The organism is Dactylosporangium sp. CA-052675, from assembly GCF_050947935.1.
GTDB lineage: Bacteria > Actinomycetota > Actinomycetes > Mycobacteriales > Micromonosporaceae > Dactylosporangium.
Map to the genome: position 1 here is coordinate 1,636,573 of NZ_CP192010.1, position 13,470 is coordinate 1,650,042.

Consider the following 13,470-nt stretch of genomic DNA (forward strand, 5'->3'; position numbering starts at 1 on the left):
GAGGGGGTCACGGTCCACCGGATGGAGGCCGTGACCCCCTTTCCACAAGCAGACAGAAGGGTGCCCACATGACGAACACCGCCGTCGAAGCGGCCAGGCAGTCCCTGACCCCCGCCCCGCTCGGGGCGCGGCGCGTCGTGCTGAAGCTCTCCGGTGAGGTGTTCGGAGGCGGCGCCGTCGGCGTCGACCCCAACGTGGTGCGCGGCATGGCGCGCCAGATCGCCGCGGTCGTGCGCCGCGGCGTGCAGGTCGCCGTCGTGGTGGGCGGCGGCAACTTCTTCCGCGGCGCCGAGCTCTCCCGGGCCGGGATGGACCGCTCGCGCGCGGACTACATGGGCATGCTGGGCACGGTGATGAACTGCCTGGCGCTGCAGGACTTCCTGGAGAAGGAAGGCATCGACACGCGCGTGCAGAGCGCGATCAACATGGCCCAGGTCGCCGAGCCCTACATCCCCCGGCGGGCGATCCGCCACCTGGAGAAGGGCCGCGTCGTCATCTTCGGCGCGGGCGCCGGCCTGCCGTACTTCTCCACCGACACGGTCGCGGCCCAGCGCGCGCTGGAGATCCACGCGCACACCGTGCTCATGAGCAAGAACGGCGTCGACGGCGTCTACACCGCCGACCCGCGCACCGATCCGACCGCCCGCAAGCTCGACAGCCTCACGTTCGCCGAGGCGCTGCTGCAGGGGCTGCGGGTGGTGGACCAGACGGCGTTCAGCCTCTGCCAGGAGAACGCGCTGCCGATGCTGGTCTTCGGCGCGGAGGGGGAGGACAACGTCGCTCGCGCGTTGAGTGGTGAGAGGATCGGCACGCTCATCACCGCCGAGCCCGTCCCGGATCGAGGAGGACAGACCCCGTGATCGAAGAGACACTCTTCGAGGCCGAAGAGAAGATGGATCGTGCGATCGAGCACGCCAAGGAGGAGTTCGCGGTCATCCGTACCGGCCGCGCCACCCCGGCGATGTTCGGCAAGGTGATGGTCGACTACTACGGCACCCCGACCCCGCTGCCGCAGATGTCCTCGATCGCGATCCCCGAGCCGCGCATGGCGATCATCAAGCCCTACGACGCGTCGCAGATCGGCGCGATGGAGAAGGCGATCCGCGACTCCGACCTGGGTGTGAACCCGAACAACGAGGGCACCCAGATCCGCATCCTGCTGCCGCAGATGACGGAGGAGCGGCGTCGCGACATGATCAAGGTGGCCCGCAACAAGGCCGAGGACTCCCGCGTGGCGATCCGCAACGTGCGTCGCAAGGCCAAGGAGGAGCTCGACCGCATCGTCAAGGACGGCGAGGCCGGCGAGGACGAGGGCCGTCGCGCGGAGAAGGAGCTCGACGACCTGACGCACCGCTACGTCGCGCAGGTCGACGAGCTGCTCAAGCACAAGGAAGCCGAGCTACTCGAGGTCTGATGGCCCATCTCGACCGGGCTCAGAAGGCCCCCGACCCGTCGTCGGCGCGGGCGCGGCGGCACAGTGCCGCGCCCGCGCCGTCCGGGGAAGAGCCACAAGCGCAAGAGCCGGGTTTCGTACCGGATGCCGCCGCCCCGGCTCCCGACGCCCCCGCGGCGCACGACGCGCCCGCGGCGCACGACGCGCCCGCGACGGCTCCCGGCACCGTGCCCGCCGCGGGAACCACGAACCGCAACGGCGGCGCGCCGGCCGGACCCCCCGCCACCCTGGGCGCGGCCCCCACCCACCCCGCGGACGCCGCTGTTGACGGCAACGCCGCCGAACCCGGGAGCACAGCCGCGACCGAGAGCAACGCCCCCCGCAAGAGCCGGGCCGGCCGGAACCTCCCCGCCGCGATCGGCGTCGGCGTCGGCCTCGGCGGTGTCGTCGTCGTCTCCCTGTTCGTGTGGAAGTGGCTCTTCCTCGGCCTCGTGATCGCGGCCGTGTCCGTCGGCGTCTGGGAGATGGTCCGCGCCGTCAGCGTGCAGAAGGCGCGCCCCCCGCTGGTCCCGCTCCTGCTCGGCGCGCCGCTCATGGTCAGCCTGGCCTGGTTCGGCGGGGCCGAGCGGCTGCCGCTGGGCCTGCTGGCCACGCTGCTGCTCGTCTTCGTGTGGCGCTTCGCCGACGGTGTCGCCCACTACCAGCGGGACGTGACCGCCGGCGCGCTCATCGCCGTGTACGTGCCCTTCCTCGGCTCCTTCGCGGCCCTGCTCGCCTATCCGGCCCACGACGGCAGCGTGCGGGTCCTCGTGACCGTGCTCGCCGTGGTGCTGTCGGACACCGGGGGGTACGCCACCGGTGTCTTCCTCGGCAAGCACCCCATGGCCCCGTCGGTCAGCCCGGCCAAGTCGTGGGAGGGGTTCGCGGGCTCGGTGGTGTGGACCGGTGCCGGCAGCGCGATCGCCCTGCCGCTGCTGGTCGACGGCGCCCTGTGGTGGCACGGCGCGATCTTCGGCGTCGCGGTCTCGATCGCGTCGGTGCTGGGCGATCTCGGCGAGTCGCTGATCAAGCGCGACCTCGGCGTGAAGGACATGAGCAACCTGCTGCCGGGCCACGGCGGCCTGATGGATCGCCTGGACTCGGTCCTGCTGGCGCTGCCGACCGCCTACGCGGTCCTGGCCTTCCTGGTGCCGTGGACCCGATGAGCAGCCGAAACGAGGGTGAACGCGCGGTAGCCGGACCGTGATGCGTCGCCCAGCCGTGCTGGTCGGCGGTCTTGGAGATCATGCGGCGCGGCATGGGACACTGGAAAAGCCATGACGCAGCTTCCCGTACTGAACCTGTCCCCCAGCGCGGCCGGCACCACCCCCGACGGCCGTCGCGCCGCGCTGCCCCCGCGCCACCTCGCCGACCTCGACCTCGCCGGCCGCCGCGCCGCCGTCGCCGAGCTCGGGGAGCCGGCCTTCCGCGCGCAGCAGGTCTCCGCGCACTACTTCGGCCGCCTGGTGCGCGACCCGCAGGAGATGACCGACCTGCCGGCCCGCACCCGGGAGGCGATCACCGGGACGCTGCTGCCGAAGCTGCTGGAGCCCGTGCGCGAGCTCGCCACCGACAACGGCACCACCCGCAAGACCCTCTGGCGCCTGCACGACGGCTCGCTCGTGGAGAGCGTGCTCATGGGCTACCCGGACCGCGTCACCGTCTGCGTGTCGAGCCAGGCCGGCTGCGGCATGGCGTGCCCGTTCTGCGCGACCGGCCAGGCCGGCCTGACCCGCAACCTGTCCACGGCGGAGATCGTCGACCAGGTCGTGTGGTTCGCGGGGCTGGCCGCGCGCGGCGCGCTGCCCGGCTGCCCGGACCGGCTCTCCCGGGTCGTGTTCATGGGCATGGGGGAGCCGCTGGCGAACTACAACCGCGTGATCGCGGCCGTACGAAGGCTGACCGAACCGGCTCCCGAGGGCCTCGGGCTGTCGCAGCGCCACATCACGGTGTCGACCGTCGGGCTGGTCCCCGCCATGCGCCGGTTGACGCAGGAGGGGCTGTCGGTGACGCTTGCGCTGTCGCTGCACGCGCCCGATGATGATCTGCGCGACACGCTCGTGCCGGTCAACCAACGTTGGAAGGTCGCCGAAGTGCTTGATGCCGCGTTCGAGTATGCGGCTCGCACCGGTCGGCGCGTGTCCATTGAATACGCAATGATCCGGGATGTGAACGACCATCCGTGGCGAGCGGATCTGCTCGGTCGGCTCTTGTCCGGTCGTCTCGCGCATGTCAATCTCATCCCGCTCAATCCGACACCGGGCAGCAAGTGGGACGCGAGCCCCAAGCCGGTGGAGCGGGAGTTCGTCCGGCGTCTCCGGGCCGCTGGTGTTCCCACTACGGTGCGTGACACCAGGGGTCGGGAGATTGACGGTGCCTGCGGGCAGCTTGCGGCCTCCGGAGGTGGCAAGGTGGGAGAGCGTAAGAACGGCTTGCTAGCACGGCGAGCGAACGAGGAGACACAGTGAGTCAGGGTCAGCGGTTCCGGCGCCGTGCGATGCGTCGGGGATACAAGGTCGACGAGGTCGACTCGTTCCTCGACCGGGTGGAGGCAACCCTCTCCGGAGACTCCATGGGCGCGCCGGTGAGCGCGCAGGAAGTCCACGACGTGGTCTTCCGTGTCCGCTTCGGCGGCTACGACGAATGGCAGGTCGACCTGCACCTCGACCGCGTCGAGCGCCAGCTGGCCGAGCACGAGGAGCGCGGCAGCGGCGGCGGCTTCGGCCGGGCCCTCGACTCCCGCAGCGGCGAGCTGCGGATGGCTCCGGAGCGCATGGAGCCGCAGCGCATGCCCGAGCGGATGGAACCGCAGCGCATGCCGGACCGGATGGAGCCGCAGCGCATGCCCGACCGGGTCGGCATGACGCCCCCGCCGGATCGCATGGGCCCGCCGCCCGGCCCGGACCGGATGGGTCCCTCCGGACCCGACCGCATGGGCCCCGGCCCGGACCGCATGGGCCCGCCCGGACCCGACCGCATGGGCCCGCCGCCCGGCATGGACCGCATGGGCCCGCCGATGGGCGGCCCCATGGACCGTCCCGCCGACCGCACGATGGGCATGGACCGCCCGGTGGACCGCACCATGGGCATGGACCGCCCCGCCGACCGCACCATGGGCATGGACCGGCCGGTCGACCGCACGATGGAGCGCCCCGCGCCTCCGCCGCCCGGCGCGCCCCTGCCGACCCGCCCGGCGCCGCCGCCCCCGGCCGGCCCGCCCGGTGGTCCTGGTGGCCCCGGCGGCCCCGGCTACGGCCGCTACGACGAGCCCACCTACGGCGGCGCCTTCGACGACGACCGCGGCTACGACCAGGGCCCGCGCGCCCCGCGGGCCGACATGACCGCCGAGATCCGCATGGAGCGGCCCGAGCCGCCGGCCTACGGTGGCCCCGGACCGGACCGCGACCCCTACGGCGCCCCGCCGGAGCGGGACCCGTACGGCGCGCCCCAGGGCGATCCCTACGGCGGCCCGCAGGGTGGCGGCGACCCGTACGGCGGCCCGCCACAGCACCAGTCGGGCGAGGTGGCCCGCATCGACCAGCTGCGCCGCACGTTCCAGCTGCGCCGCTTCGGCAGCGGCTACGACCGTGCCCAGGTCGACCGGCTGTTCGAGGGCGTGATGGCCTCGCTGACCGGCCGCGGCGGCCCGCTGACCGACGGCGACCTCGACCCGTCGCACTTCAACCTGGTGCCCGGCGGCTACTTCGAGGCCGAGGTCGACGCGGCGCTGAAGGAGGTCCGCGACATCGTCACGCGACGTCGCTGACCGATCGCACAACGTAGACGAGGGCGCGTCCGGCCGAGCCGGGCGCGCCCTCAGTCATTCGCACAGTTCGAAACATGACACTTGTTCGGGACCGGACGATCGGCACGCAGCGTCACCGATCGAGGTCATATGGTGCCCGAATTGTCGGACCCCACGGACGGTGCATGACTCGGGTCCGCGGGGGTGCGGACCGTCGCTCCCGCCAGACACCGCTCGGCGCTGGCGCGCCGTCGCTGCCAGGTCCGCGGTTGGTCACCCGAGCCGAGCGGGCAGTGCCCGGTGCCGAAGCTCCGGGCGGCGAGCGGCCCGGAGCGCTCAGCGCAGGCCGTTGCGGCGCAGCACCCAGTCGCCGACGAGGGCGAGCACGAGCAGGCCCGCGCACACGATGAGGAAGATGTCCTCGACCCGCCCGCGGTGGTTGCCCACGAGCATGGTGAGCAGGACCAGCGCCGAGACGGCCGCGCCGAAGCGCGCCGCGCGCGGGTGACCCGGCTTGTGCTGGTCGGGGGAGGTCACTGGCTCGTGCTCGGACACGGTTCGGTCCTTTCGGCGAACGAAATAGCGGCCGCGGCCGCAAAGGCTTCCGCACAAGAGTCTGGCATGCGGCACCGGCCCGGACGGTTGCGGGTCGGTCGGGTAGCGTCGTTCGCGCAATCTGCGGTACCGATCGAGGAGGACAGCGGTGCGGATCACCGGGACCGGCCACGCCAGCCTGCGCATCGACACGCCGGCCGGGAGCATTCTGTGCGACCCGTGGGTGAACCCCGCCTACTTCGCCTCCTGGTTCCCGTTCCCGGACAACTCGCTGCTGGACTGGGAGGCGCTGGGCGACTGCGACTACCTCTACGTGTCGCACCTGCACCGCGACCACTTCGACGCCGAGCACCTCAAGCGGTTCGTGTCGAAGAAGGCGACCGTGCTGCTGCCGGAGTTCCCGACCAGCGAGATGCGCGACGAGCTGGAGGCGCTGGGCTTCACGCGGTTCCTGGAGACGAAGTCCGAGCAGGTCCACGAGCTCGACGGCGGACTCAAGATCATGATCCAGGCGCTGACCTCGCCGACCGACGGGCCGATCGGGGACTCGTCGCTGTGGGTGGAGTACGACGGCGTGCGCGTGCTGAACCAGAACGACGCGCGCCCGACGGACCTGACCACCTTCAACGCGCTCGGGCACGTCCACGCGCACCTGCTGCAGTTCTCGGGCGCGATCTGGTATCCGATGGTCTACGAGCTGCCCGAGGCGGCCAAGCGCGCGTTCGGCAAGCAGAAGCGCGACCGGCAGTTCGACCGGACCTTCCGCTACATCGACGACCTGAAGGCCTCCAACGTCGTGCCGATCGCCGGGCCGCCCTGCTTCCTCGACGACGAGCTGTGGCAGTTCAACGACATCTTCGGCGACGAGGGCAACATCTTCCCCGACCAGTGGGTGTTCCAGCGGGAATACGCCAAGGCCGGCGGGACGAACTCGACCGTGCTGCTGCCCGGGTCGGTGATGGAGCTCACCGCGGACTCGGCGGTCACCACCCACCCGACCGACGTCGAGGAGTTCTTCGCGCACAAGCGCGAGCACCTCGAGGAGATGCGCGCGCGCAAGAAGCCGGTGATCGAGGCGGCCAAGGCGACCTGGCGCCACCCCGAGGTCGACGTGCTCAAGGAGATGAAGGCGCGCATCGAGCCGCTCCTGGACGAGTCGGTCTACCTGGCCAAGGGCGTCGGCGGGCCGGTGCGCTTCGACCTCGTCGGCTACGACGGCGAGTCGGTCGAGTCGATCGTGGTGGACTTCCCCGAGAAGCAGGTGCGCACCTACGCCGACGAGAAGGTGCGGTACCGCTTCCGCACCGATCGCGCGCTGGTCGAGCACCTGCTGTTCATCGGGGAGGTCGACTGGGTCAACTCGCTCTTCCTGTCCTGCCGGTTCTCGGCCGCGCGGATCGGGCAGTACAACGAGTTCGTCTACGCGTTCTTCAAGTGCCTGTCCGAGGAGCGGCTGCAGTACGCCGAGGGCTGGTACGCCGAGCAGAAGCCCGACGCCGAGGACATCAAGCTCGGCGACTGGATCGTCCAGCGCCGCTGCCCGCACCTCAAGGCCGACCTGACGCGCTTCGGCATCGTCGACGGCAAGACCCTGACCTGCCAGCTGCACGGCTGGAAGTTCGACCTGGACAGCGGCCGCTGCCTCACGAGCGTCGGCCACGAGCTGCGGTCGCGCCCGGCCGGCACCCCCGCGCCGGGCGAGTGAAGGTTGCTCGACAAGGTACGCAAGCTGCTGGCCAAGGCCGAGGACCCGGCCTGCACGCCGGAGGAGGCCGACGCGCTCACGGCCAAGGCGGCGGCGCTCATCGCGAAGTACGGCATCGACCAGGCCCTGCTCGACGCCCGTGAGGCGCGCCGGCAGACGGTCGGCAACCGGCTCGTCGAGCTGTCCGCGCCCTACCTGCGCGAGAAGGCCTACCTGCTGCACGTCGTGGCGGCCGCGCTGCGCTGCCGGTCGATCCGGCTCGAGCGGCGCACCGCCGACGGGCTGCGGGTCTCGGTGCACCTGTTCGGCTTCGCCTCCGACGTCGCCGGCGTCGAGCTGCTGTTCGCCTCGCTGCTCGTGCAGGCGGCGCGCGGGCTGCTGCGGGAGCCGGTGCCGGACGGGCAGCAGGCGGCGGCCTGGCGGCGCTCGTGGCTGATCGGGTTCGGCTCCGCGGTGCAGCAGCGCTTCGCGGCCGCGTCCGCACGGGCGGAGGAGCCCCCGGCCCCGGGCACCGCGCTGGTCCTCGCCGACCGCGAGCGCGCCGTGGACCTGGCCGTGGAGGCGGAGTACCCCAACGTGCGGGCGGGCCGCCGGCGCCGGCTCAGCGGCGGGGGATTCGAGGCCGGCAGCGCGGCGGGGCGGCGGGCGGACCTGGGCGCCGTACGCGTCGAGACCAACGCCCGCCCCGAGGTCACGACGCGGACGTGACGCCCGGCGGCGCCCACTTGTCGGGCATCACCGGTCCGGGCACGCCGACGCGCATCGCCTCGAGCTGCGCGCTGAAGGCGATGCCGAGGAAGAGCACGATGCCGGTCGCGTTCGCCCACAGCAGCAGGGCCATGATGCCGGTCAGCGCCCCGTACGTCGCGCCGAACGCCCCGCTGCCCTGCACGTAGAGGGCCAGCAGCGCGCTGATGCCCCACCACAGCGCGGTGGACAGCGCGGCGCCGAACAGCAGCCAGGAGAAGGCCGGCTGGCGGCGCCGGGGCGCGAACCGGAAGATCGCGGCGACGGCGGTCACGACCAGCAGGACGCTCGCGGGCCAGCGGACCACCTGCCACACCTGCGCGACCGGGGCGCCCCAGCCGGGGTACCGCACCCGCACCGAGGACCCGAGGGCGTCCCCGGCGACGAGCATCAGGAACCCGGTGAGCGCGGGCAGCCCGGCGACCGCGGCCAGGACCGCGGCGCGGCCGTACTTGAGCAGCGCCGGCCGGTCCCGCTCCACCCCGTAGATCCGGTTGGCGCCGCGCTCGATCTGCGCCATCGCGGTGGCGAGCGCGACCAGCCCGGTGAGCAGGCCGAGCAGCAGCGCGACCTCGCCCGCCCGCTCGGACTGCCCGGGCGCGAGGAGGTCGTGGACGATCTGCTCGCTGGCGCCGGGGGTGAGCGCGAGCACGGTGTCGGCCACCACGTCGCCGCCCTCCGCGACGCCGAGCTTGCCGGCCAGGCCGGACAGCGCGATGAGGAAGGGCACGATGGCCAGGCACAGCTGCAGGCCGAGCGCCCGCGCGTGGCTGAACCCGTCGCCGTAGCGGAAGCGCAGGAACGCCTCGTGCAGCAGGGACCAGCCCCCGTGGTGACGCAGCGCCTGCCACGCGTCGTCGGCCGAGAGCTCGTCCCGCGACATCGACCGGGTCTCCGGCACCTGCCTCGTGCTGCTCACGACGACGGCGTTCCCAGCGCGCCCGCGCGGGAAACGCGCCCGTGACGCCACACGCACTCCGGGTGCCCCCGCGCGGGCGGGGATCCGGGTGGAAATCCGTCGCGCCCCCGCGGGTGACCCGCCATGCTGAGAGGGCGGGGCGGGCGCCTGACGACCGCCGTGGACGCCCCGCCGCGTGGCCCGGCGCACATGGGCGAGAGGCCGCGGCGAGCCCGCCGCGGTGAAGGTGTGGTGGCACCGCGACCGGCCCCATCGCCCACACCTGCGGGGAGCGTCCCTTCCCAGGAGGTGTTGCATGTCCAGCCGCATGATGTCCGCCGACCTCGCCGAGCACGTGGGGGAGTCCGTCCGGCTCGCCGGGTGGGTCCATCGCCGCCGCGTCCTCGCCCGCGTCACGTTCCTCATCGTGCGCGACCGCGCGGGCCTGGCCCAGGTCGTGGTCCCCGCCGGCGTCCCCGTGCCCCCGGAGGAGTCCGTGGTCGAGGTCGCCGGCACCGTCGTGGCCAACGCGGCCGCGCCCGGCGGCTTCGAGGTCGCCCACGAGGCGATCGAGGTGCTGTCCGAGGCCGAGCCGCCGCCGGTCGAGCTGTTCCGCCCCGAGCTCGAGGCGGGCCTGCCGGCGCTGCTCGACCACGCCGCCGTCAGCCTGCGCCACCCCGCCCGGCGGGCCGTGTTCGCCGCGGGTGCGGCCGCCGTCGGGGCGTTCCGAGCCACGCTCGACGGGCTCGGGTTCACGGAGGTCTTCACCCCGAAGATCGTCGGCGGCGCCACCGAGAGCGGCGCGAACGTCTTCACCCTCGACTACTTCGGGCGGCGGGCGTACCTCGCCCAGTCCCCGCAGCTCTACAAGCAGACGATGGTCGGGGTGTTCGAGCGCGTCTACGAGGTCGGGCCGGTGTTCCGGGCCGAGCCGCACGACACCTCGCGCCACCTCGCCACGTACACGTCGCTCGACGCCGAGCTCGGGTTCGTCCGCGACCACCGCGACGTGATGGCGGTCCTCACCCGGGTCGTGCGCGCCATGACGGAGGCGGCCGGCCTCGGCTCGGTACGGCTGCCGGAGACGATCCCGGTCGTGCACTTCCGCGAGGCCCTGAAACTCGCCGGGGCCGACCCGCAGGAGCCCGACCTCGCCCCGGAGCACGAGCGGGCGCTCGGGGCGTGGGCGCTGGCCGAGCACGGCTCGGACTTCCTCTACGTCGAGGGCTACCCCATGGCCAAGCGGCCCTTCTACACGCACCCGCAGCCGTCCGAGCCGCGCTGGTCCAACTCCTTCGACCTGCTGTTCCGGGGCCTGGAGCTGGTCACGGGCGGGCAGCGGCTGCATCGGTACGCCGACTACGCCGCCGTGCTCGGGGAGCAGGCCGCGGGGCTGGAGGGCTACCTCGAGGCGTTCCGGCACGGGATGCCGCCGCACGGCGGGTTCGCGATCGGGCTGGAGCGGTTCCTGGCCCGGCTGTCGGGGGCCGCGAACGTGCGTGAGACGACGCTGTTTCCGCGGGATCTGCACCGCCTCGCGCCCTAGCGCCGGCCCGTAAATCGATTGCCCGGCACTAAATGATGATCTATAATTAATACATGCGTACGAACGGGGACGGGATCTGGGATTCACCGCGCTAACTCATGGGGGCACGCTCGTCGTGCGTCGTATCGGCCCAGCTCAGACCGCTGTTGAGGAAGATCCGGCGGGAGCAGTCGAGGCCCTGATGGAGTCCGGCCGGCGGGGGGAGCTGCCGGCCGGACTCCGGCTCTGATCCACATAGGACAGTCGGCCGGGCGCGGCCCTCCGCCGCGCCCGGCCCCGGCCTGACCCAACCTGACACAATGGGGTGTGTGAGCCCTCGCGAGATCGTGCTCCTGGGATCCACCGGATCCATCGGCACGCAGGCCATCGATATCGTCCGGCGCAACCCGGACCGCTTCCGGGTCGTGGCGATCGGCGCCGGCGGCGGCAACGTCGCCCTGCTCGCCGCCCAGGCCCTCGAGCTCGGCGTCGAGGCCGTCGGGGTGGCCCGGGCCAGCGTCGCCCAGGACCTCCAGCTCGCCTTCTACGCCGAGGCGCAGCGGCGCGGCTGGGCCACCGGCGGCTTCAAGCTGCCCAAGATCCTCGCCGGCCCGGACGCGATGACCGAGCTCGCGCAGTGGCCGTGCGACACGGTGCTCAACGGCGTCGTGGGCTCCCTCGGGCTCGCCCCCACCCTCGCCGCCCTCCGGGCCGGCCGCACCCTCGCCCTGGCCAACAAGGAGTCGCTGGTCGCCGGCGGCCCCCTGGTGCGCGCGGCCGCGAAGCCCGGGCAGATCGTCCCGGTCGACTCCGAGCACTCCGCGCTCGCCCAGTGCCTGCGCGGCGGCGCCCGCGGCGAGGTGCGCCGCCTGGTGCTCACCGCCTCCGGCGGCGCCTTCCGCGGACGGACCCGCGACCAGCTGCGCGACGTGACCGTGGCCGACGCGCTCGCCCACCCGACCTGGGACATGGGCCCCGTGGTGACCATCAACACCGCCACCCTGGTGAACAAGGGACTGGAGGTGATCGAGGCGCACGAGCTGTTCGCGGTGCCGTACGCCGACATCAAGGTCATGGTTCACCCGCAGTCGGTGATCCACTCCATGGTCGAGTTCGACGACGGCTCCACCCTCGCCCAGTGCAGCCCGCCCGACATGCGCATCCCGATCGCCCTCGCGCTCGGCTGGCCCGACCGGGTCGCCGACGCCGCGCCCGGGGTCGACTGGACCACCGCGCACACGTGGGAGCTGCGGCCGCTGGACGAGGAGGCGTTCCCGGCGGTCTCCCTGGCCAAGGCGGCCGGCGAGGCCGGGCGGTGCCGCCCCGCGATCTACAACGCCGCCAACGAGGAGTGTGTCGCGGCGTTCACCGCGGGTGATCTGCCGTTCCTCGGCATCGTGGAGACGCTCGAGCGGACCCTGGCCGAGGCCCCGGATTTCGCGGAACCAGGTACCGTCGATGACGTGCTCGCCGCCGAGTCCTGGGCGCGGGCCCACGCCCGCGCGCTCATCGCCGCGGGCGCCGACCGGAGAGGGGCCGAATGACCTTCGTGCTGGGGATTGTCCTGTTCGCGCTGGGCATCCTGATCGCCGTCGCGATCCACGAGGCCGGACACTTCTGGTCCGCCCGCTGGTTCGGCATGAAGGCGACGCGCTACTTCATCGGCTTCGGGCCGACGATCTTCGCGTTCAAGCGCAACGGGGTGGAGTACGGGCTCAAGGCCCTGCCCTTCGGCGCCTTCGTGAAGATCGTCGGGATGACGCCGCAGGAGGAGGACGTCGATCCCGAGACCGGCAAGTCCGGCGCCGACGACCCGAAGGCCATGTGGCGATTCCCGGTGTGGAAGCGCACGATCGTCATGGCGGCGGGCTCCATCACGCACTTCGCGCTCGCCCTGATCACGCTGTGGGTGCTGTTCTCGTTCGTCGGCATCCCGGACGCGAGCAAGGTCAACGAGGTGCCCGTCCGCGTGGGCACGATCAGCCAGTGCGTGAGCCCGACCTACCAGTACGACCCGGCGACGAAGAGCCAGAAGGCCTGCGACCCGGCCAAGGACCCGCGCAGCCCGGCCGCCCAGCTCGGCCTGCAGCCCGGGGACGTCATCCTGGCCATCGACGGGCGGTCCATCGCCGGCAACCAGGCGCTGCGCGACGAGCTCAAGGCCGACGTCGGCAAGTCCGTGACGGTGCAGTACAAGCGGGGAGAGCAGACGCTCAGCGGGACCGCCGAGATCCCGGAGGCCCAGCGGGTCAAGTCCACCATCGACCCGGGCAAGACCGCCGACCAGGTCACCGCGGACGACCTCGAGCGCGGCGGCATGCTGGGCATCACGGTGGACATCCGCAGCAGCGACCTACCGGTCCTGCGCTACGGCCCGGTCGACGGCATCAGCCAGACGGGGTCGGCCACCGCCTCGCTCGTCGAGCGCACGTTCGCCTCGTTCAAGCAGATCCCGGAGCGCGTCCCGAACCTGGTCAAGGCCATCTTCGGCGAGAAGCGCGACCCGAACACCCCGGTCAGCGTCGTCGGCGCCAGCCGCATCGGCGGGGAGCTGTTCGAGCTCGGGGACTGGGCGTCGCTGCTGATGCTGTTCGCGACCCTGAACCTGTTCTTCGGCATCTTCAACCTGTTCCCGTTGCTGCCCATGGACGGCGGGCACATCGCGATCGCCTGGTTCGAGCGTGTCCGCTCGTGGATCGCGGCCAGGCTCGGCAGGCCCGACCCGGGGCGCGTCGACTACTACAAGCTCGCGCCGCTCACCCTGGGGGTGATCGGCATCCTGGGCGTCTTCGTCCTGCTGACGGTGACGGCCGACTTCGTCAACCCGATCACCCTGAAATAACACGACGCGAAGGTAAGGGTC

The 13,470-nt window shown here is 72.4% G+C and carries 12 protein-coding genes; 10 read left to right on the forward strand and 2 right to left on the reverse strand.

Features of this window, described 5'->3' with window-relative positions; genetic code table 11:
* The first annotated feature begins 68 nt into the window (after positions 1 to 68).
* The 5 genes from pyrH to ACQP1P_RS07340 all read left to right on the forward strand — a co-directional run bounded on the left by pyrH (position 69) and on the right by ACQP1P_RS07340 (position 5,198).
* Positions 69 to 860, forward strand: a complete 792-nt coding sequence (gene pyrH, locus ACQP1P_RS07320; RefSeq protein WP_433084322.1) for a UMP kinase — start codon at positions 69 to 71, stop codon at positions 858 to 860.
* Positions 857 to 1,414, forward strand: a complete 558-nt coding sequence (gene frr / locus ACQP1P_RS07325) for a ribosome recycling factor (RefSeq protein WP_433084324.1) — start codon at positions 857 to 859, stop codon at positions 1,412 to 1,414. Before pyrH ends, frr begins: the two co-directional genes overlap by 4 nt.
* Entirely contained in the window at positions 1,414 to 2,598 is a 1,185-nt protein-coding gene (locus ACQP1P_RS07330; RefSeq protein WP_433084326.1) for a phosphatidate cytidylyltransferase, read from the forward strand. The genes frr and ACQP1P_RS07330 overlap by 1 nt, the downstream gene beginning before the upstream one ends.
* A gap of 111 nt (positions 2,599 to 2,709) precedes the next feature.
* Positions 2,710 to 3,900 carry a 23S rRNA (adenine(2503)-C(2))-methyltransferase RlmN gene (gene rlmN, locus ACQP1P_RS07335; protein ID WP_433084328.1) on the forward strand — a complete coding sequence of 397 codons (1,191 nt, stop codon included), beginning with the start codon at positions 2,710 to 2,712 and terminating at the stop codon, positions 3,898 to 3,900.
* 29 nt (positions 3,901 to 3,929) lie between these two features.
* Positions 3,930 to 5,198 carry a DivIVA domain-containing protein gene (locus tag ACQP1P_RS07340; RefSeq protein ID WP_433084330.1) on the forward strand — a complete coding sequence of 423 codons (1,269 nt, stop codon included), beginning with the start codon at positions 3,930 to 3,932 and terminating at the stop codon, positions 5,196 to 5,198.
* 315 nt (positions 5,199 to 5,513) lie between these two features.
* Here ACQP1P_RS07340 and ACQP1P_RS07345 read toward each other — a convergent pair whose 3' ends face one another.
* Positions 5,514 to 5,732 (reverse strand): DUF2631 domain-containing protein, encoded by a 219-nt coding sequence (locus ACQP1P_RS07345; protein WP_433084332.1) that lies wholly within the window; start codon positions 5,730 to 5,732, stop codon positions 5,514 to 5,516.
* 154 nt (positions 5,733 to 5,886) lie between these two features.
* Here ACQP1P_RS07345 and ACQP1P_RS07350 point away from each other — a divergent pair, with 154 nt between their 5' ends.
* On the forward strand, positions 5,887 to 7,437 hold the full coding sequence (locus ACQP1P_RS07350; protein WP_433089890.1) for a Rieske 2Fe-2S domain-containing protein: 1,551 nt from the start codon (positions 5,887 to 5,889) through the stop codon (positions 7,435 to 7,437).
* A 3-nt stretch (positions 7,438 to 7,440) separates the two neighbouring features.
* Positions 7,441 to 8,145: a DUF2786 domain-containing protein gene (locus tag ACQP1P_RS07355; RefSeq protein WP_433084333.1), complete on the forward strand. Its 705-nt coding sequence runs from the start codon at positions 7,441 to 7,443 to the stop codon at positions 8,143 to 8,145.
* On the opposite strand, the gene ACQP1P_RS07360 is transcribed toward ACQP1P_RS07355, so the two are convergent.
* Positions 8,129 to 9,103: a YihY/virulence factor BrkB family protein gene (locus ACQP1P_RS07360; RefSeq protein ID WP_433084335.1), complete on the reverse strand. Its 975-nt coding sequence runs from the start codon at positions 9,101 to 9,103 to the stop codon at positions 8,129 to 8,131. The two genes, ACQP1P_RS07355 and ACQP1P_RS07360, sit on opposite strands and share 17 nt — an antisense overlap.
* Positions 9,104 to 9,398: 295 nt before the next feature.
* On the opposite strand from ACQP1P_RS07360, the gene aspS reads away from it, so the two are divergent.
* The 3 genes from aspS (at position 9,399) to ACQP1P_RS07375 (ending at position 13,449) form a co-directional block, all read left to right on the forward strand.
* On the forward strand, positions 9,399 to 10,628 hold the full coding sequence (aspS, locus tag ACQP1P_RS07365) for an aspartate--tRNA(Asn) ligase (RefSeq protein ID WP_433084337.1): 1,230 nt from the start codon (positions 9,399 to 9,401) through the stop codon (positions 10,626 to 10,628).
* A gap of 326 nt (positions 10,629 to 10,954) precedes the next feature.
* Positions 10,955 to 12,151, forward strand: a complete 1,197-nt coding sequence (gene dxr, locus ACQP1P_RS07370; protein ID WP_433089892.1) for a 1-deoxy-D-xylulose-5-phosphate reductoisomerase — start codon at positions 10,955 to 10,957, stop codon at positions 12,149 to 12,151.
* Positions 12,148 to 13,449 (forward strand): M50 family metallopeptidase, encoded by a 1,302-nt coding sequence (locus ACQP1P_RS07375; protein WP_433084339.1) that lies wholly within the window; start codon positions 12,148 to 12,150, stop codon positions 13,447 to 13,449. The genes dxr and ACQP1P_RS07375 overlap by 4 nt, the downstream gene beginning before the upstream one ends.
* Positions 13,450 to 13,470 lie beyond the last annotated feature (21 nt).